This window comes from Natrinema longum, from assembly GCF_017352095.1.
Lineage (GTDB): Archaea > Halobacteriota > Halobacteria > Halobacteriales > Natrialbaceae > Natrinema > Natrinema longum.
Window position 1 is genome coordinate 990995 of record NZ_CP071463.1, and the last position, 15538, is coordinate 1006532.

At 67.0% G+C, this 15538-nt stretch carries 18 protein-coding genes; 4 read left to right on the forward strand and 14 right to left on the reverse strand.

Features of this window, described 5'->3' with window-relative positions; translation table 11 throughout:
• Nucleotides 1-61 precede the first annotated feature (61 nt).
• The 11 genes from J0X27_RS05015 to J0X27_RS05065 all read right to left on the reverse strand — a co-directional run bounded on the left by J0X27_RS05015 (nucleotide 62) and on the right by J0X27_RS05065 (nucleotide 8892).
• Entirely contained in the window at nucleotides 62-586 is a 525-nt protein-coding gene (locus tag J0X27_RS05015) for a helix-turn-helix domain-containing protein (protein ID WP_207271318.1), read from the reverse strand.
• Nucleotides 587-774: 188 nt separating this feature from the next.
• Nucleotides 775-2043 carry a J domain-containing protein gene (locus J0X27_RS05020; RefSeq protein WP_207271319.1) on the reverse strand — a complete coding sequence of 423 codons (1269 nt, stop codon included), beginning with the start codon at nucleotides 2041-2043 and terminating at the stop codon, nucleotides 775-777.
• A gap of 213 nt (nucleotides 2044-2256) precedes the next feature.
• The gene (dinB, locus tag J0X27_RS05025) at nucleotides 2257-3534 is read right to left on the reverse strand and encodes a DNA polymerase IV (RefSeq protein ID WP_207271320.1); all 1278 of its coding nucleotides are present in this window, start codon (nucleotides 3532-3534) and stop codon (nucleotides 2257-2259) included.
• Between the two features lie 92 nt (nucleotides 3535-3626).
• Nucleotides 3627-3956 (reverse strand): transcription factor S, encoded by a 330-nt coding sequence (locus J0X27_RS05030; protein ID WP_207271321.1) that lies wholly within the window; start codon nucleotides 3954-3956, stop codon nucleotides 3627-3629.
• A 59-nt stretch (nucleotides 3957-4015) separates the two neighbouring features.
• Nucleotides 4016-4558 (reverse strand): DUF8135 domain-containing protein, encoded by a 543-nt coding sequence (locus J0X27_RS05035; protein ID WP_207271322.1) that lies wholly within the window; start codon nucleotides 4556-4558, stop codon nucleotides 4016-4018.
• Entirely contained in the window at nucleotides 4551-5237 is a 687-nt protein-coding gene (locus J0X27_RS05040; RefSeq protein ID WP_207271323.1) for a hypothetical protein, read from the reverse strand. Before J0X27_RS05040 ends, J0X27_RS05035 begins: the two co-directional genes overlap by 8 nt.
• 73 nt (nucleotides 5238-5310) lie before the next feature.
• The gene (locus J0X27_RS05045) at nucleotides 5311-6147 is read right to left on the reverse strand and encodes an RAD55 family ATPase (protein ID WP_207271324.1); all 837 of its coding nucleotides are present in this window, start codon (nucleotides 6145-6147) and stop codon (nucleotides 5311-5313) included.
• Nucleotides 6148-6233: 86 nt separating this feature from the next.
• The gene (locus J0X27_RS05050; protein ID WP_207271325.1) at nucleotides 6234-7205 is read right to left on the reverse strand and encodes a beta-ribofuranosylaminobenzene 5'-phosphate synthase family protein; all 972 of its coding nucleotides are present in this window, start codon (nucleotides 7203-7205) and stop codon (nucleotides 6234-6236) included.
• An 88-nt stretch (nucleotides 7206-7293) separates the two neighbouring features.
• On the reverse strand, nucleotides 7294-7686 hold the full coding sequence (locus tag J0X27_RS05055) for a DUF7993 family protein (protein ID WP_207271326.1): 393 nt from the start codon (nucleotides 7684-7686) through the stop codon (nucleotides 7294-7296).
• Between the two features lie 23 nt (nucleotides 7687-7709).
• Entirely contained in the window at nucleotides 7710-8168 is a 459-nt protein-coding gene (locus J0X27_RS05060) for a DUF2240 family protein (RefSeq protein WP_207271327.1), read from the reverse strand.
• An 82-nt stretch (nucleotides 8169-8250) separates the two neighbouring features.
• Nucleotides 8251-8892 carry a ribonuclease H family protein gene (locus J0X27_RS05065; protein ID WP_207271328.1) on the reverse strand — a complete coding sequence of 214 codons (642 nt, stop codon included), beginning with the start codon at nucleotides 8890-8892 and terminating at the stop codon, nucleotides 8251-8253.
• A 33-nt stretch (nucleotides 8893-8925) separates the two neighbouring features.
• Between J0X27_RS05065 and J0X27_RS05070 the strand changes: the two genes are divergently transcribed.
• Both J0X27_RS05070 and J0X27_RS05075 read left to right on the forward strand, forming a co-directional pair.
• Entirely contained in the window at nucleotides 8926-9168 is a 243-nt protein-coding gene (locus tag J0X27_RS05070; RefSeq protein ID WP_207271329.1) for a hypothetical protein, read from the forward strand.
• Between the two features lie 227 nt (nucleotides 9169-9395).
• Complete coding sequence (locus tag J0X27_RS05075) at nucleotides 9396-9761, forward strand: DUF7344 domain-containing protein (RefSeq protein WP_207271330.1); 366 nt, start codon at nucleotides 9396-9398, stop codon at nucleotides 9759-9761.
• Nucleotides 9762-10115: 354 nt separating this feature from the next.
• On the opposite strand, the gene J0X27_RS05080 is transcribed toward J0X27_RS05075, so the two are convergent.
• Both J0X27_RS05080 and J0X27_RS05085 read right to left on the reverse strand, forming a co-directional pair.
• Nucleotides 10116-10907, reverse strand: coding sequence for a 2-oxo acid dehydrogenase subunit E2 (locus J0X27_RS05080; RefSeq protein WP_207271331.1), 792 nt, complete (start codon nucleotides 10905-10907; stop codon nucleotides 10116-10118).
• Nucleotides 10908-11014: 107 nt separating this feature from the next.
• Nucleotides 11015-13750, reverse strand: a complete 2736-nt coding sequence (locus tag J0X27_RS05085) for an AAA domain-containing protein (protein WP_207271332.1) — start codon at nucleotides 13748-13750, stop codon at nucleotides 11015-11017.
• Nucleotides 13751-13948: 198 nt separating this feature from the next.
• Between J0X27_RS05085 and J0X27_RS05090 the strand changes: the two genes are divergently transcribed.
• The gene (locus tag J0X27_RS05090; RefSeq protein WP_207271333.1) at nucleotides 13949-14524 is read left to right on the forward strand and encodes an SPW repeat domain-containing protein; all 576 of its coding nucleotides are present in this window, start codon (nucleotides 13949-13951) and stop codon (nucleotides 14522-14524) included.
• On the opposite strand, the gene J0X27_RS05095 is transcribed toward J0X27_RS05090, so the two are convergent.
• Nucleotides 14521-14766, reverse strand: a complete 246-nt coding sequence (locus J0X27_RS05095; protein WP_207271334.1) for a hypothetical protein — start codon at nucleotides 14764-14766, stop codon at nucleotides 14521-14523. The genes J0X27_RS05090 and J0X27_RS05095 overlap by 4 nt on opposite strands.
• Nucleotides 14767-14920: 154 nt before the next feature.
• On the opposite strand from J0X27_RS05095, the gene J0X27_RS05100 reads away from it, so the two are divergent.
• A complete protein-coding gene (locus J0X27_RS05100) occupies nucleotides 14921-15472 on the forward strand; it encodes a helix-hairpin-helix domain-containing protein (protein WP_207271335.1) in 552 nt (183 codons plus the stop codon).
• Nucleotides 15473-15538 lie beyond the last annotated feature (66 nt).

Sequence of the window (15538 nt, forward strand, 5' to 3'; positions counted from 1 at the left end):
GGTCGTCGGCACTTAAAAGTCTGGCCGCCGAGACCGTCTCCGAGTCGAGAATAGCTCCCCGTTACTCCGCAAGGGTCACGTCCAGTCGCTCCTCGAGGGCTTCGATCAGACCGCCACCGACGCCGGCCTGCGTCGCGCGACCCTGTTCGACCGCGAGGATGTCCGTCTCCGGGGCCCCGAGCTCGTCGGCGAGTTCTTCCCGCTGGAGGCCGGCCTCCCGCCGTGCCTCGACGAGGGCCTCGCCGTAGTCCGAAATCAGGTACGGCAGCGGATCGTCGTCGTAGTTGGTTCCCTCGCTCTCCCAGTGTTTGGAGTCGCCGTCCCAGACGGGGTTCGCTTTCGCGACGTTCTGGGCCGCCTTCTGCCGGCGGCTCGGTTCGTCGTCGGAGCCCGCGTCCTGCTCGCTGCGCGCCCGGTTCCGGTCCTCGCCGTGTGTCTTCGAGTCGTCGTGTGGCGCACAGTCCGGACAGACCTCGAGCTCGGCTCCGGAGACCGATGCGAGCGTGAGCGAATCGCTCTCGGCACCACAGAGTTCGCAGTTCGTCCCGCCACCGCCACCGGACGAACCGGTCGAGTATTTGGCCATGCGAGGCCTTGGCATCTGTCGCATTTCAACTAATCGGTAGCCCGGACGGCCGACGACGACCGGTCGTCTCACGGGGATCGTCCGAGCGTCGGCTCGAGCGTGCCACGCAACACTCGAGCCCGTCCACGAGTCGACTCCGGGATCGATGTCGCGACGAACTGGCTCCGTCGGATCGCCGTGGGAGGCCGCTAGCGACCGCCGTACTTCAGGACCGTCGCCCGCAACGGCAGCGCCAGTCCGCCCACCACGGGGAGAAACGCGAACACGGCGAGGTCGACGGGTAACGTGGCGGAGCCGGCCAGCGACACGCCGAACCCAGCAAGCGGTGCGAGCACCGGAACGACGTAGAGATACGACGGCGTCCAGCCCGCGCCGCGTCTCGTGTGGCGGACGATCACGCCGAACAACAGCGGCATGAGGACCGCTCCCGCGAGCAACGGGCCGCCGATCAGCGTCGTCGTGGCCGCCAGCACGAGCGCGACGACGATCGTCTCGTCGATCGTCAGCGGCCCCCACGTGTTCTCCCGCCGGACCACTCGAACGACGAGCAGGCCCAGGACCGCGAGGGCGACGACAGCCGCTAGCACACCGTACCAGAGCCGCCCCTCGAGTGGCGGGGTCACGACCGTGACGGCCCGGACGAACCCCACGGCCGTCTCGAGACCGTGGCGGCTCTCCGAGAGCAGCGTCCAGACGGCCGCCGGATCGCCGCCGGTCGCACGCAGGGCCGCCCAAAGCGAGTCGAGCGCTGCCCGATTCTCGAGGGCGAACTGACCGAGACCGGCCGCGTAGACGAGCACCGACAGCCAGAGCAACGGCAACGAGAGGTTCCGCCGTCGCCACCAGGCCGCGATCGAGGATTCGGCGTCCGATCGAGACGCGGATCGCGAGCGCGTCCCGCGGGACTGACCGGTTCCGTTCGCAGTCGCGCGGTCCCTGCGCTCGCGTTGACTGCTCGATCCCGATCCGCGACGCCCCGATCCGCCGGTCCCAGTCGACGTCCCACCCGTCGTGCCGGCCGTCGACGTCGACGCGCTCGAACCGGTCGCTGCCGAGGACGAGGTCCCACCCCCCACACCGGCCGCCGATTTCGCGCCGCTCGCGCCGGCCGCCGAGGACGCCGACGCGGATGCCGTCTCCGATTCCGAGTAGCTCAGTTCCGTCCCGTCGGAGTCGTCCTCGTCACCGTCGTCGGTCTTCCAGACGTCGGGAGAGGGGAGCCCGCTGGTCCGTTTCGCGACGTACTCCTCGTGGCCGAGTCGATCGTATGCCTGCCGCTCGACCGGATCGCCGAGAATATCGTACGCCGTCTGAACGGCGGTGAACTGGGCCTGTGCGCGATCGTCGTCGTTCAGGTCGGGGTGGTAGACGCGAACCTGGTCGCGATAGGCGTCCTTGATCTCGTCCTGAGAGGCATCGGGCGGGATCTCCAGCAGATCGTAGAAATCGTCTGTCATATGAGCGGGGGATCGATGTGGTCTGCTACGGAGATTAGCGGGGAGGGGTTATAATTTCGGTGTTCTTTCCAGTTCGGTTATACGGCCGAGCGGTCGACATCGAAGGTGTTCGACTGCCCGGCCGGCGACGCTCCCCCGGTGCATAGCCAACGGTGTCGGTTCCACGCTCCGGAGCCGGGAGTATTGCGACCGCGTCGGCCGAACGCGCCCCGATTAGGAGAAATCCGCGAGCGACGACTGGCCGGCCGACCGATCGTCGTGGACCGGTTCCGGACCCGACTCCGGCGTCGATCCCCCGTCCGGATCGGTGTTCTCATCCGCTCGGTCGCCCTCCCAGCTCTCGAGGCTGGCCTGATCGGCGGCCGCGAACTCGAGGTTCGCCACGCGGACGCCGAGCTTGCGGACGGGCTCGCGATCGAACTCGGCGAACAGGTCGCGAGCGATGCGGTCGACGAGGTCGGGGTCGTCGACGGGGCCGGGCAGGGACCGCTCGCGGGTGTTGACGTCGTACGGCGGCGTGACGGCTTTGACTCCGATCGTCCGGTATAGCGCTCCCTCCCGCCGCGCGCGGTCGGCGACGGCGGCCGCAAGCGTCTCGATCAGGTCGTACTTCGGGGCCGGGTCGTCGACGGGTTCGGCGAACGCCGACTCCCGTGAGAAACTCTTGGGGTCGCCTTTCGGTTCGACCCGCCGGTCGTCCTCGCCGCGCGCACGGGCGTACAGTTCCCGACCGCGCTCGCCGAATCGCTCGACCAGCGGTTCCGGGTCGGTCTCGGCGACGTCGCCCGCCGTCTCCAGCCCCAGCTCCCGCAGTTCGCGGGCCGTCACGGGACCGACGCCGTGGAGCAAGTCGACCTCGAGCGGGGCGAGGAACGCCTGCACACCGTCGGGGTCGACGACGGTGAGCCCGTCTGGCTTGTCGAAGTCGCTGGCGATCTTTGCCGTACTCATCGTGGATGCGACGCCGACGCTGACGGTGACGCCGACCTCCCGTCGGATGCGATCTTTCACGTGCCGGGCGAACCCCTCCGCCACCTCCCAGGCCGTCCGTTCGGTCACGTCGAGGTAGGCCTCGTCGATGCTCTCCTCGCGGACGACGTCGGCGCAGTCGTGGAGGATCTCCCGGACGTCGCTCGCGACCGACTCGTAGTAGTCCATGTCGACGGGGCGGTAGTAGCCGGTCTCCTCGCGCTCGAGGCCGTCGGCCTCGCCGGTCTCGAACGCTCCGCGTCGGGGGAGTCGCTCGAGGGCCGTCGAGATCGCCTGTGCGCTCTCGACGCCGAACTCGCGGGCCTCGTAGCTGGCGGTGGCGACGGCACCGATCGTCTCGCCGGCCTCGTAACCCATGCCGACGACCACGGGTTCGCCCCGGAGTTCGGGCTCGCGCAGCCGCTCACAGGAAGCGTAGAAGCAATCGGCGTCGACGTGACAGACGATCCGATCCTCGTCGTCCTCGCCCTCGACGCCCGGGAGTCGCGGCCCGTCGGACATTCGTTACCCGTCGATACGTCCGAACGGACGTGAACGTTGTGCCCCGTGACTGACGGGGAGAAGAAGTCTCGAATGTGCACGCCAGACGGCCGTCAGTTGTACTCCCGCCAGCGGTACCCACAGTCGGTGCACTTGAAAAACCGCGTCGGCGGTTCGTCGGCCGACGCCGTCTGCTTGAGCGTGTACCAAGCTTCCTCGGCACCGCACTCGTCGCAGATGATATCCGTCGCCTTCGGTTTGCCCTCGAAGTTGGCCTCCTCGCTCGACTCGATCACGTCATCGTCGGTCTGGGACTCCGTCGTGACGAACGCGTCTTCCTGCTCGCGGTCTCGTTCGCTCGAGGCCCCGCAGTCGTCGTTCGTACAGACCATGCGCTCGCCCTGCGCTTTCATCATCGAACCGCAGTCGTCGCAAAACTGCATACTTGCCGTCTACGAACTCGGCACGCAAAAACACACCAGTTGGCCGGCAACCAGCAAACTCACTCCGTCCTCTCGAGTACCTCGTCCTCGAGCACGAACGGACAGTCCGCAACGCGGAACGTCGACACGCTGGGCACGGTGAGAATCTCGGCGTCCTCGTGAGCGCACGCGACATCGGGTGGGTCCGAGAAGTAGTCACAGCCCTGGCAGTAGGATCGCTTCTCGACCTCGCGGATCACCCGACCGTCAGGCTCGTCCGGTAGCCCGTCCGCGTCGGCGGCCTCGAGTCGTGCCCACAGACGGTCACCGTCGATTTCGCCGGTCTGTTGCCGGTCGAACAGCTCGTCGAAGTCGGGCGCACTCGATGGTGACCGATCCGAGTCGGTTCCGTCGGCCGCTCCCTCGGCGCTCGCGGCGAGGTCACCGAGTGGAGCGGATCGACGCCCCCCCTCAGCGTCGGTGTCGCCGCCGGAATCGGCATCCGCCATCGGGTCTGGATCGTCGTCGCCCTCGCCGGGATCGGCAGCCGCCGGCGGGTTCGACTCGTCGGGATCCGTGAATTCGAAACGGTCCTCGGCCGCAGAATCCGAACGGTCAGTCATCGAGATGTTCCTCCGTTTCGGTCGGTGAAACCGGCGTCTCGGTGTCGTCGTCGACGGCTCCGGCGTCGTCGCCGACCGATTCGGCCTCCGCTTCGACGGCCGCGAAGACCGCCGCGGTCGTCGCCCCGTCGTCGGTCTCCACGCGGCCCTCGAAGGCCGGCGGATCGGCCGTCTGCAGACGGTTGGAGCCGAAGACGGACGGCTTTTTCACGACGTCGGTGAACGCGCTCGCACAGTGGGGACACTCGGGTGCGGTCAGCAACGCGATGCCGACGCTCGAGCCACAGTCCTCACAGTTCGCCGTCGTGATTCCGAGCCTGTTGGCCGCCAGTTTGAGTCGGTCCGTGGCGGTTTGCCGGCGCTGTTGTGCGGCGAGTTCCTCGCGCTGCTCCCGGAGATCCACGACCGCCCGAGCGAGCAGCGTCGATCGGTCGGCGAGTTCGTCCGTCTCCGCGAGGAGGTCGTCGAGGACGATCTCGAAGTTGTCGAACCCACCCTCGACGGTCGATTCGAGGGCCGCAAGGTCCCTGTGGATCGCCTCGAGATCGTCCGCGGCGGCTCGATCCGGGTGGTGGTGATCGGCCGGGGCTTTGTCGTCGAGTTCCCCCTTGAGTTGTACCACGCGAGCACGGACATCCGCGAGGAGGTCGGTGAACTCGTCGCGATCCTGACTCGGCATCTGCTCGTAGTAGGGACATCAACCGTATAAGAGTTTGTGAGAGTTTAGGGCGTCCCCCGATCGAAACCTGCCGTCACCGGATCTTTCGGACGTTACTGATGTCGAAGCCGCCGTCGTGAATCTCCGTTTCGAACCGGACGATGTCCTCGTCCTCGAGTCGAGAGAGCACGCCGCGGAACTGCTCGACGACGAGGGTTCTGGCCCGTTCCGAGCCGCCGCTTTCCCACTCGAACAGCAGGGTCCCGTCGGTAGCTTCCTTGAGCCGGCCGAGCTCGGTCTGCTCGAGGAGCTCCGAGTTGACGAGCAGGAGGATCAAACCGCCCCAGCGATGAGAGGCGCGTTTGAGCCCTTTCAACAGGACGGTCAGGTCCGACCAGCCGAGCCGGTCGTCGGCCGCCGCGACCAGGTCGGTGACCGAATCGATCACGACCACGCTATCCGCCGCGTGGTCGGTCAGGTACTCCCCCAGCGCCTCGAGGACGTCGGTCCGGTCGTTGTGACTGCCGAGTTCGGTGATGTCGGCCATGCTCTCGGCGTACCAGTCGGTCGGGACGGGCGTCAGCTGGAAGTACTCCTCGGCGAACTCGACGTACGTCACGTCGTCCATCCCCGTCCGGACGAGTTCGTCGTCCATGACGAACTCCATCTCGGTGACGACGGCACTCCGTTCGTCGGTAAACGAGACGTAGTGGACGTCGTCGGGAACCGTCGTGCCGGGCTCGAGGTCGCCGTAGTAGAGATCGAACAGTTCGGGATCGGCACCGATGAGCCCGGTCATCGCGGCGCTCGTGTAACAGAACTCCCGCGCGCCGGCCCCGGGTTCGCCCGCCAGAAGGACGACGCTCCCGGTCGGTGCCCCTCCACCGATCATCCGATCGAGCCGCGAGATTCCCAGCGGCATCCGCTCCATACGTGTCCGTTCAGTCGGATCCGCTTACGTGTTGTGGGCAACTCCCGCTTCGTTGACGGGCGTCGAGAGCGGGTCGACCGCTGGCGTCACTCGTCCGGCCGAACGCGAGCCCCGGTCTCGGTCGCCGCCGTGAGAACGACCGTTCCCTCGAGTCCGCGGGCCGCGAGCGCGTCTTCGGCCGCAGCCGTGGCCTCGTCGGCGTGGACGGTATCGGTGACGCCGTAGACGACCGGTCCCCACGACGACTGGCCGACCCCCGAGAGAACCGGACACTCCCGGAGCGATTCGACGAGTTCGCCCGCGGGTGGCCGGAAGACGCCCCCCTGGGCGTCGGCGTACCAGACGCCGTTCTTGCGTCCGATCTCGGCGATCGCCTCGCCGAACGCCTCGAGGCGGCCAGCCGCCGCGGCCGGGAGCAGTCGTCGAGTGACGACGCCGGCGATCTCGTCGGCGATTGTGGGATCCGCGCGTTCGACGACCGTCCGCATGCTCGCGTCCTCGTCGTCGCCGCTGCGGCCGGGGTCGGCGTCGGGGACGACGACCAGAAATCGCCAGTCTGCGGGCAGTTCGTGGCGGGCAACGACCGGGGGGACCGTCCAGTCGCCCGCCGCCGGCGGCTCGGTCGTAAATCGGTTCGTCGGATGGCCGGCGTCGACGACGAACCCGCCGCCCTCGAACGTCGCGACCCCGACGCCGCTGCGGCCGCCCCGTCCCATCGCGGGCGCGTGCTCGCGGACTCGTGCCTCGAGACCGTGGGTACGCGCCGTCGCCGTGAGTACGGCGAGTGCGAGTTGGGTCCCGCTCCCGAGGCCGACGTGGCGTGGCAGCGACTCCTCGAGCGCGACCGCGACGCCAGGGACCTCGAGGACGTCGGCGGCGCGGTTCGCGTACTCCCGGACTAGCGGATCGTCGGCCTCGACGGAAGCGGCGGGGTCGGCGGTGACGGTTACCCGCGGCTCCGCGAGTCCGATACCGATACCGCCGTAGAGCCGGTCGCGAGCGAGCGAGAGGTTCTGGAAGCCGACGTGGAGTCGCGCACCCGCGCTGACGGTCGCCATATCGCGGCGTAGGGGAAGCGCCGCCAAGGGGATTGCGACGGTGGCAACGAATGAGACGGTTTACTGTGCCGATGTCCCGGACGACTCGCTACGCGTCGTCGTCCTCGAGTCGGCGGCTCACTCGCTGTAAGACGTCGGTCGCGCGTTTGACGTCGGCACCGCGTTCGACGAAGACGAGCGTTCGTGGCGGGGTCGTCGCCGTCGGTCGTACCCGAAGATCGAGTTCCCTGGCCGTCTCGGCCGCTGTCTCCTGCCCGGCCTCGAACTCGAGGCGGGCGCGATCCTCGTGGACGAACACGCGAGCGAGTCGGTCGTCGCGGCGAGCGATGTCGTAGGCGCGAGCGCCGTCGGGCGTCGGTTCGACGTCTCGATCGGCGTTCCTCACGTCGAAGGACGCGAGTTGGCCGTCCTCGCGGCCGTCGACTTCGCTCGAGAGGAGTTCGGCGATCCGGCGACCGTCGGTGATCCGATCCTCGACCATGTCCGTCGCTCGGTCCCGCGGGATTAACCGTCTTCGGTGTCGCGGACGGCCGACCGGGCGATCGGGACGAGATCGTCGACGTCGATGCCTTCGCGGCGGGCGTAGACCACCGCGGCGGCCTCGATCGTCAGCCCGAGTTCCCGCTGGAGGGTGTTAATCGCGCCGACGGCCTCGTGTTTCTCCATCCCCTCGGCGACCAGCGAATCGAGCACCCGTTCGAACGCCGACCGTTCCCGCAGAAGGTCCTCGTCGGGGACGAACTCCTCGGGCACCGATACGCCGACGGGATCGAACGTGACCGCGAGGCCGTCGTCGTCGCGCTCGAGGAGCCCCTCCTTGGTCGCGATATCGATCAGTCGCTTGGCCTGATCGGGGGAGAACCAGTCCCGATCGAGCGAGAGGGCGACGACGAACTCGTTTTCCTTGAGGCGACGGGTCCCGTTCTGGATGAACGGGGCGGCAACCGCGACGCGAAGGCTCATCGGAGACGACTTGCTCGAGCGGTGAGAAAACGATGGCGGTTCCGGTCGATTCGGGATCGAACGGAGCGCCGACGGGTGGCGATCAGTCGGACGCGCGACCGCCGCCACCGCCGTTTCGGTCCGCCCGGGACGGTGGGGGGAACTCGGCGGCAGTCGGCTCCGGTACGTCGGGGAGGACACAGCGGTCGGGTTCGCGGTTGACGTGGCGGTACTGGTCCGGCGCGTTCGCGAGCGGGTGGGCGGGGTTTTGGTCGCTGTCGATCCGGGCGGCCCGCACTTCGTCGAACCCGTTGAGTCGGGCCCGAATGCCGCGCCAGTGATACCGCGTCGCGGTCGGGATGGAGACGGGACGCGGCGGCTTCCCGTCCGGATGTCGCGTCGCGAGGATGGCACTGTTGACGTTACTGGCGAGCGCGTCGTGGTCGATGAGGACGCCGACCGAGGCGTCTCGTGGCGCTCGCGCGGCGAGGACGTCCAGTCCGAGGTGGAGCGCCCGATACTCCGCGACGTTGTTGTCCGGCGGCGTGTCCGCAGTCGCGACGCGTGCGACGCGGGTGCCGTCGCGCGTTTCGATAACGGCGCCCAGTCCGCCGCCCGGTCCCCGGAAGGACCCGTCGGTAGCGACGTAGAAGTCACGATGGTGGGTCCGCGGGGGATGAGCGATGTGGGGCGTGGGCGACTCGTCGAACAAGTCCCGCAGTGCGGGCCGGCCGTGAGCGGCCATACCAGTAATAGGCGGTGTAGGTTTCTTAAAGTTATGCCAGTACTCGGTCCGTGCGACGAACTCGCCCCGAGAGGCGCTCCTCGACGACCGTTCGAGGAGTTCGACCGTCCCGACTCCCCGATCGGCCACGACCACACCGGGATTCGCCACGTCCCCGACCGCGCCACCGTGCTGTGTCTCGGCGGACCCGTCGAGCACGCGGCCCTCGAGGACGAGCCTCGCTGTCCGTCGGTGAACGCTCGCTCGCGGACCGGCGGCCACCACCGGAGCGTCTGACAGCGCGGACGCGAGCGGACGACCGACCGGCCTCGATTCGTAGCGCTGACTGACAATTATCGAGCATCGAAACAGTCTCGAGACGGAGTATACGTCCCGAATTCGACGAAATCGATGGGTTCGACGTTCACAACCGAGGTACTCGCGGACGGTGTCGGATCGGCCGGGATCGGACCCCCAATCTGTGTTGGCAGTAGGTGTAATATCACCCGGTACCTGGAGAGTGTATGAACCAGACGACTGCCAGCCGGATGGAAGCGGCCTGTGCGCTCCTCGCGGAATCCGAACGCCGGTTCCTGCTCTACCAGTTGGCCGACGATCGAACGGTGAACCTCGAAGACGTCGTCACGCAGGTCGCAGCCTGGGAGTGCGACGCCCGTGCCGACGCGATCGACAAAGGCGTTCGACAGCGCGTCTACGTTTCGCTGGTCCACAACCACCTGCCGCGGCTCGCGGATTACGACATCATCGAGTACGACCTGCGCAGCGGTGACATCGTCCTTGCGGACGGGTTCGACGACATCAAGCCCCTGCTCGAGCAGTTCAGACAGACCGAAGAGAAGCCCGAGATCCGCGAACGGGCACCGCTCTGAGTCGGCCGGCGAAGTGGCTGCGTAGCTGTTTTGTCCGTGGTTTCGTTTCTAGCGTCGGGAAGCGAACGCCTCGTCGCCTCGGTTCGGCGTCTCCTGTCTCCGAGTGAGATGACTCGCCAACGCCCCAACGGTTCTCACGAAGCGAGTAGTAGCACATACTACGGATTTCAGCTTTCGAAACGAATCCGGGATCGAAGAACGGTAGTCTGAGAGACGAGGGTCGTAACGATGCCGAACAGACAACAAGACGGAGAGCCGCCACCAGTACGAGAGGTCGACGTTGCATTCAGTAGAGAGGGGAATCGTGAAGCGTAGCGAGCGGCGAGATCATCGTGGTCCTGGATAGGCGCTTGGTTACTCAGTAGCTGCAGTATCGAGACCGTGACTGGCTTCCAGGCGTTCGCTGAGGCGTTGGACGAACCGTGTGGCTGGCGCTCCGTCAACGACGTCGTGGTCGAAGGTAACGGTCAGACTCAGGAACTCCCGGGAACGGAGTTCGCCGTCGATCAGGCGCGGTTTCGTGCCGATGCCACCGACAGTGAGTTGGAGGGTATAGTTCGTGGGACTGATGGCCCAGCCGTTTCCGGTGCCGAACATGCCGACAGAGGTGACCGCGACGCTGCCGGCGAGGCGCTTCCACCGTGTCGGGAACCACTGGGGGAGCCGCCAGATTTGGCGGCGTAGAACGCCGGGAAGGCGGCGTGCGAGTCTGGCGGGCCCGGGCTCTGGGTGATCCGTCGTGTCTGTTTCGACGCGTCGAATTTCGTCGTGAATCGACCGAACTGTCCGTTGATTCGCTTGTCGAATGACGTGGGGGATGCCGATTCGTTCGCCGTCGGTTTCCCGTTCGATGAGGACGTTCACATCGACGTCCTCGAATTCGTGGATTCGCCCCCGCCAATCACGGTACCGTTGGATGTGCGGTTGTTCCTCGACACAGGTAGCCAGACACGAGACGACGAAGGCGGTGAACGAGAGTTTCGTTCCGGTCGCTTCCTCGATCGTCCGGATGCGCTCTCTGGCGTCGGTGACGTCGACCTCGACGAGTCCGTGAACGTTACTCCGGTGTCCCGCCATCTGCATGTAGTCCACCGTCAACTGCTGCTGTGGAGACACACGCTCGCCATCAGCGCCACTATCGCTCATAGCCTATCATGAAGCGCCGGAACTAAATCCGTACTCGCTTCGCGGGAGTCGTTCACTCGTACGACGACCGAACGATACCGGTACTGACAGTAGAGACCGATTCTCGGCTAGCGGCGAGCCCACTCGAGCATTCGTTCGTAGACCGGATCGGACGCCAGCGCCGCCGCGTCGCCGACCAGCACCAGCGCGCGCTTGGGTCGGGTGAGGGCGACGTTGATCCGTCGGTAGTCCTCGAAGATCGGCCCCTCGAGCGAGCCGGTCGCGGTAAAGGAGACGACGATGACTTCCTGGCTCGAGCCTTGAAAGCGATCGACGGTGTCGACGGCGACGTCGTCGGGCACGTGCGTCGAGATTTCCGAGACCTGCGCGCGGAAGGGGGCGATGACGCCGATCTCCGAGCGCTCGAGGCCCGCCGCCTCGTAGGCCTCGATCAGCGCCGCGATCCGCGCGGCCTCCGCGCTGTCGGTGTACTGGCCTCGATCGCCCTCGACGTCGACGAACGAGACCGGATCCTGCAGCGACTCGTGGAGGCGATCCCGGGAGACGCCCTCGAGGTCGTCCAGGGTCCGCGCCGCGACGTCGGGCGTCGCGGGCCGGAGTTGGCCGTCGTAGAACTCGTTCGAGGCGAAGGCCTGGATCCGCTGGTTCATCCGGTACTGGTGGGTCAACATGACGCCGGCCTCGGGATGAAGGTCGACGAGTCGCTCGAACAGCGACTCGGTGAGGTCGTTTTCGGCGCGGACGACCGGCGGGAGCTGTTCGTGATCGCCGACCAGAACGAACCGCTCGGCCAGGTTGATCGCCGCACACGTCCCGGGTTCGGTCAGCTGGGCGGCCTCGTCGACCAGCGCGGCGTCGAACGACTGCTCTTTCATCACCCGCGAGCCACAGGTCGCGGTCGTCGCCGCCACCACCTGCGCGTCCTCGAGTTCGGCGACCCGATCCGCAGGCTCGCCAGCGCGCTCGAGCCGGTAGGGCTCCATCCCGTCGCTGACCCCGCTCTCAGACCCCACGCGGACGACCCGGTCCGCGTCGAGGGCGTCCGCGTCCTCGAGTTGCTCGAGCAAGGCCTCGAGCGCGTTGTCGACGGCGCGATTGGTAAAGGCCGACAGCAGGACCCGCTCGCCGCGCTCGACCATCGCGCGGATGGCCCGAGCGATGGTGTAGGTCTTCCCGGTCCCCGGCGGCCCGTGGATCAGTGCGCAGTCGTTCGCGCTGACCGCCTTCGTGACGGCCTCGTTCTGGCGGTCGTTGTTGGAGATGAACGTCTCCTCGATCTCCGCGAATTCGGAGTCCGCGCGGCCGAACAGGATATCCTTGCGCCGCTCGTCGCCTTTCAGGAGCGCGTCGTGCATCGCGACGAGCAGGCGATCGGTCGTCAGCTCCGACGGATAGACGTCGAGCCGGGTGACCTCGACGGGTTCGTCAGCCGTGAGGACGATTTCGTCGTCCAACCGCTCGATTCGGGCGAGTTCGGAGCTCCCACGAACCGGATCCCCGTCGCTTGCCAGCACCAGATCCCCCTCCCGAAGTTTCGAGTTCGCGCCGCCTGGTCGGCGGGCCCGCAGTTCCCAGCGGCCGCCCTCGAGGGGCCGCTTCTCGAGGAACTCGAGATCGATCAGCGCGCGGTCGTCGTCGGCCCGCTCCTCGGCCGTCTGCTCCCAGAGTTTGGCGTACTCGCGGTGGACCTCGCGACGCTCCTCCTCGATCGCCCGATAGAACCGATCGAAGTACTCGAGTTCCTCGTCGGGCAGCGACTGGCCGATCTGGCCGGCCTTCGACTCCTGATCCAGCCGACCGGAGACGACCATGCAGGTGTCCTGCTCGAAGCAGTACTCGCACTTCGCGTCGGCCTCGTAGCCGGTCGGAATCTCGCCCGCCGTCTCCATCGCCGCGATCTCGTTGCGCAGGCGGACGACGTACTTCAGGAGGCCATCGCCCATCGTGAACTCCTTTGCGGGGGTCAGGTCGCCGGTCTCCTCGTTGCGATCCAGCGCCGAGTTCTTCGTGTAGAGGAGGGTGCCGATGTCGACGTCGCCGCCGTGTTCCTCGAGCAACAGCGCGTAACAGGCGGCCTGTACCTTGTCCTTGAAGCGGGGCTCTTTCTTCAGGTTCTTGCCCGTCTTGAGTTCGACCGGCGCGCCGCGGCGAACGGCGTCGGCCCGGCCCCGGATGCCGAACGTCTCGCTGATCAGGAGCTGTTCCGACCGCCAGCTGTCTTCTTCGGTCAGCCGACCCTGCTCGAGCCAGCCCTCGATGGCCGTCGCGTTCTCCCTGATCTCCTCTTTCACGGCGTCGGGCGTCTCCCCGAGCAGGCCGAGCTGGAGCCCGCGTTCCTCGACGCGAGCGTCGATCGATTCCTCGAGGTCGCGGCCACGAAGCAGGTCGCCGAAGACCTCGTGGACGAGGGTCCCCTTGACGACGGGATAGTTCAGTGGCACTCCCGAGAGCTTGTTCAGGTAGTAGAGTCGGGGACACTCGACCCAGTTACGGATCGACGTCACGCTCACGAGAAAGGAGGGTTCGACGACGACGTAGGAGTCGCCCGTCGTCGCGTACTGCGTCTCCCCCTGGTACTCCTCTGCTTTGGCGTTCGTCACGAGCAGGTCCATCCCCGGCTCGAGCAGCTCGGCCGATTCGGTCCACTTGTTCCACAGCGTTACCGTCGTCGTCTCGCGGCCGTCCGCGACGGTCGCCGTCCCGCCGTCGCCGCGAGCGGGTGACTCGCCGATCCCTGCGTCGTCGGCCGACCGAAGCGGCACCTCCGCGAGTTCGCTCTCACCGTAGCTCGTGGCTACCGACCGCACGTCGACCTCGCCCGCGACGGTTCCGCGTACGTGCACAGCTATCGTCAACGGTCGAGCGATCAAAAACGCTATCGGTCACGGGATCCCGATCGAGCAACCGGCTCGAACCCGTCCGTCGCCCGGCGCTCGATCCCGGTAACAGCGCTTTACCGACGGTTTCGATCTCGCTCGAGCGATTACGGTGGCCGGAACGGACACGGCGCTTTTGGGATCGCGAACCCTACGTTCGATGGCATGAGTGACCCGAACGGCGACGATCGTCGGACGAACGACGAGTCCGAACCGGGAGTCGATACCGGGACCGACGCTCCCGACGGCCCGCCCAACCGACGGGAAGAAGCGTCCGCCGATATCGACTCCGGCACCGGCGTCGGGGACCGGACCGAGACGGGGAGCGACCCGCGCCACGACTCCACCCAGGTCGCAAACGAGGAGCGCCGGCGCGGCACGTCGATCCTGAGCCTCCTCGTCGCCGTGTTCGGCGCGTGGATCGCCCTCTCGGTGCTGGTCTTCGACGCCGGGGCCGCGTCGCTGTGGAACAACGTCCTGGTCGGCCTCGTCGTCGTCGTCGCCGCCGGCTACAACTACTACCGGGTGAAAAACGACGTCCCGCTCAGCGCCGGCATCGCCTCGCTGCTCGCTCTCGTCGGGGTCTGGGTGATCGTCTCAGCCGCACTGCTCGGGATGACCGGCGGGCTGTTCTGGAGTACGCTCGCCACCGGGCTCTTGATCGCCGGACTGGCGGGGTACAACGCCTACGAGGCCCGCGAAGCCCGAACCGTCGCGACCGAATCCGGACCGGGTGCTTAGAACCCGTACTCGGTCTCGAGGCGCTGGACGCGGTGTTCGGCGGCGTGGTGACCCATCGCGACGACGGAAAAGCCGACCATGATGATGGCGAAGGTAATCGAGACCGCCGGCGAGACGCCGTTGACGTAACTATTGCATACCTGGCCGAGCGCCAGCGAGAGCGGGGCCAGCGTCAGCAGCGCGCTCTTGGCGGGGGTGGCCCGAAACAGTTCGACGAACGAGAGTGAGTGGCGACCGGACATAGGGAAAGCGTCGGTTACGCTCACTTCGGGGGAGCCAACGTATTCCTTTTGATTCGCGTGGCTCGAATCGGCTGTTGGAAGACCGAACAGTCCACGTCCGGTTCCGTTCGGTGCAATCGATACGTTCATTCTGCCGGCAGTCCAACCCTCGTGTATGCGGATTCGCGAGTGGCAGGATATACTCGAAGACGTCACCGAACGGACCGTCGATCCGGAGGACTGGCGTGCAGTCGCCGGCGACCGTGCCGGCGGCGTCGGCGAAGACATGTATCTCGCGCATCCTCGGGCCGGCGTCTTCTTCCTGAAGACGTACGCGAAGAACCCCTTCGAGGTTCGCGGCGTCGGCACGCACGTCGCCCGCAACCTCGACGACGAGATCGGCTCGTTCATGCCCGAACGCGATTCCGGCGGGCGCTTTGCGGTCCAGTCGCCCCCCGAGGACGAGGAGCAGGCCGAGACGGTCGGGAAGCGCCTCGAGACCGTCCTCGAGACCCACGCGGACGCACCGACCCGCCCACAGGACCTCTTCGACGACGTGATGGACGCCCTCGAGAGCCCCGCCTTCGGGCCGATGGAGTACGACCAGTACGACCGGCCCGACGAACTCGAGGAACTCGCCGAGCGATTCGAGGAGGCCGACGACCTGCTGAACGCGGAACTCGAGGACCTGATCGAGACCGACGAGGTCGATCGAGGCTTCATGTGAGCGGGGTCCGACTCGGCAGGTCGCCAGCGACGCCCGACCGCCCTCGTCGCCTGCGTCTGCGTCCGA

Bases quoted from the DNA above. Each gene is read 5' to 3' on its own strand.
- J0X27_RS05095 (WP_207271334.1), bottom strand. From the start codon at position 14,766: ATGTCCGGTCGCCACTCACTCTCGTTCGTCGAACTGTTTCGGGCCACC.
- J0X27_RS05070 (WP_207271329.1), top strand. From the start codon at position 8,926: ATGCCAGTACTCGGTCCGTGCGACGAACTCGCCCCGAGAGGCGCTCCT.
- J0X27_RS05075 (WP_207271330.1), top strand. From the start codon at position 9,396: ATGAACCAGACGACTGCCAGCCGGATGGAAGCGGCCTGTGCGCTCCTC.
- J0X27_RS05055 (WP_207271326.1), bottom strand. From the start codon at position 7,686: ATGGTCGAGGATCGGATCACCGACGGTCGCCGGATCGCCGAACTCCTC.
- dinB (WP_207271320.1), bottom strand. From the start codon at position 3,534: ATGTCCGACGGGCCGCGACTCCCGGGCGTCGAGGGCGAGGACGACGAG.
- J0X27_RS05040 (WP_207271323.1), bottom strand. From the start codon at position 5,237: ATGCCGAGTCAGGATCGCGACGAGTTCACCGACCTCCTCGCGGATGTC.
- J0X27_RS05065 (WP_207271328.1), bottom strand. From the start codon at position 8,892: ATGGCCGCTCACGGCCGGCCCGCACTGCGGGACTTGTTCGACGAGTCG.
- J0X27_RS05100 (WP_207271335.1), top strand. From the start codon at position 14,921: ATGCGGATTCGCGAGTGGCAGGATATACTCGAAGACGTCACCGAACGG.
- J0X27_RS05020 (WP_207271319.1), bottom strand. From the start codon at position 2,043: ATGACAGACGATTTCTACGATCTGCTGGAGATCCCGCCCGATGCCTCT.
- J0X27_RS05060 (WP_207271327.1), bottom strand. From the start codon at position 8,168: ATGAGCCTTCGCGTCGCGGTTGCCGCCCCGTTCATCCAGAACGGGACC.
- J0X27_RS05045 (WP_207271324.1), bottom strand. From the start codon at position 6,147: ATGGAGCGGATGCCGCTGGGAATCTCGCGGCTCGATCGGATGATCGGT.
- J0X27_RS05035 (WP_207271322.1), bottom strand. From the start codon at position 4,558: ATGACTGACCGTTCGGATTCTGCGGCCGAGGACCGTTTCGAATTCACG.
- J0X27_RS05015 (WP_207271318.1), bottom strand. From the start codon at position 586: ATGGCCAAATACTCGACCGGTTCGTCCGGTGGCGGTGGCGGGACGAAC.
- J0X27_RS05080 (WP_207271331.1), bottom strand. From the start codon at position 10,907: ATGAGCGATAGTGGCGCTGATGGCGAGCGTGTGTCTCCACAGCAGCAG.
- J0X27_RS05030 (WP_207271321.1), bottom strand. From the start codon at position 3,956: ATGCAGTTTTGCGACGACTGCGGTTCGATGATGAAAGCGCAGGGCGAG.
- J0X27_RS05050 (WP_207271325.1), bottom strand. From the start codon at position 7,205: ATGGCGACCGTCAGCGCGGGTGCGCGACTCCACGTCGGCTTCCAGAAC.
- J0X27_RS05090 (WP_207271333.1), top strand. From the start codon at position 13,949: ATGAGTGACCCGAACGGCGACGATCGTCGGACGAACGACGAGTCCGAA.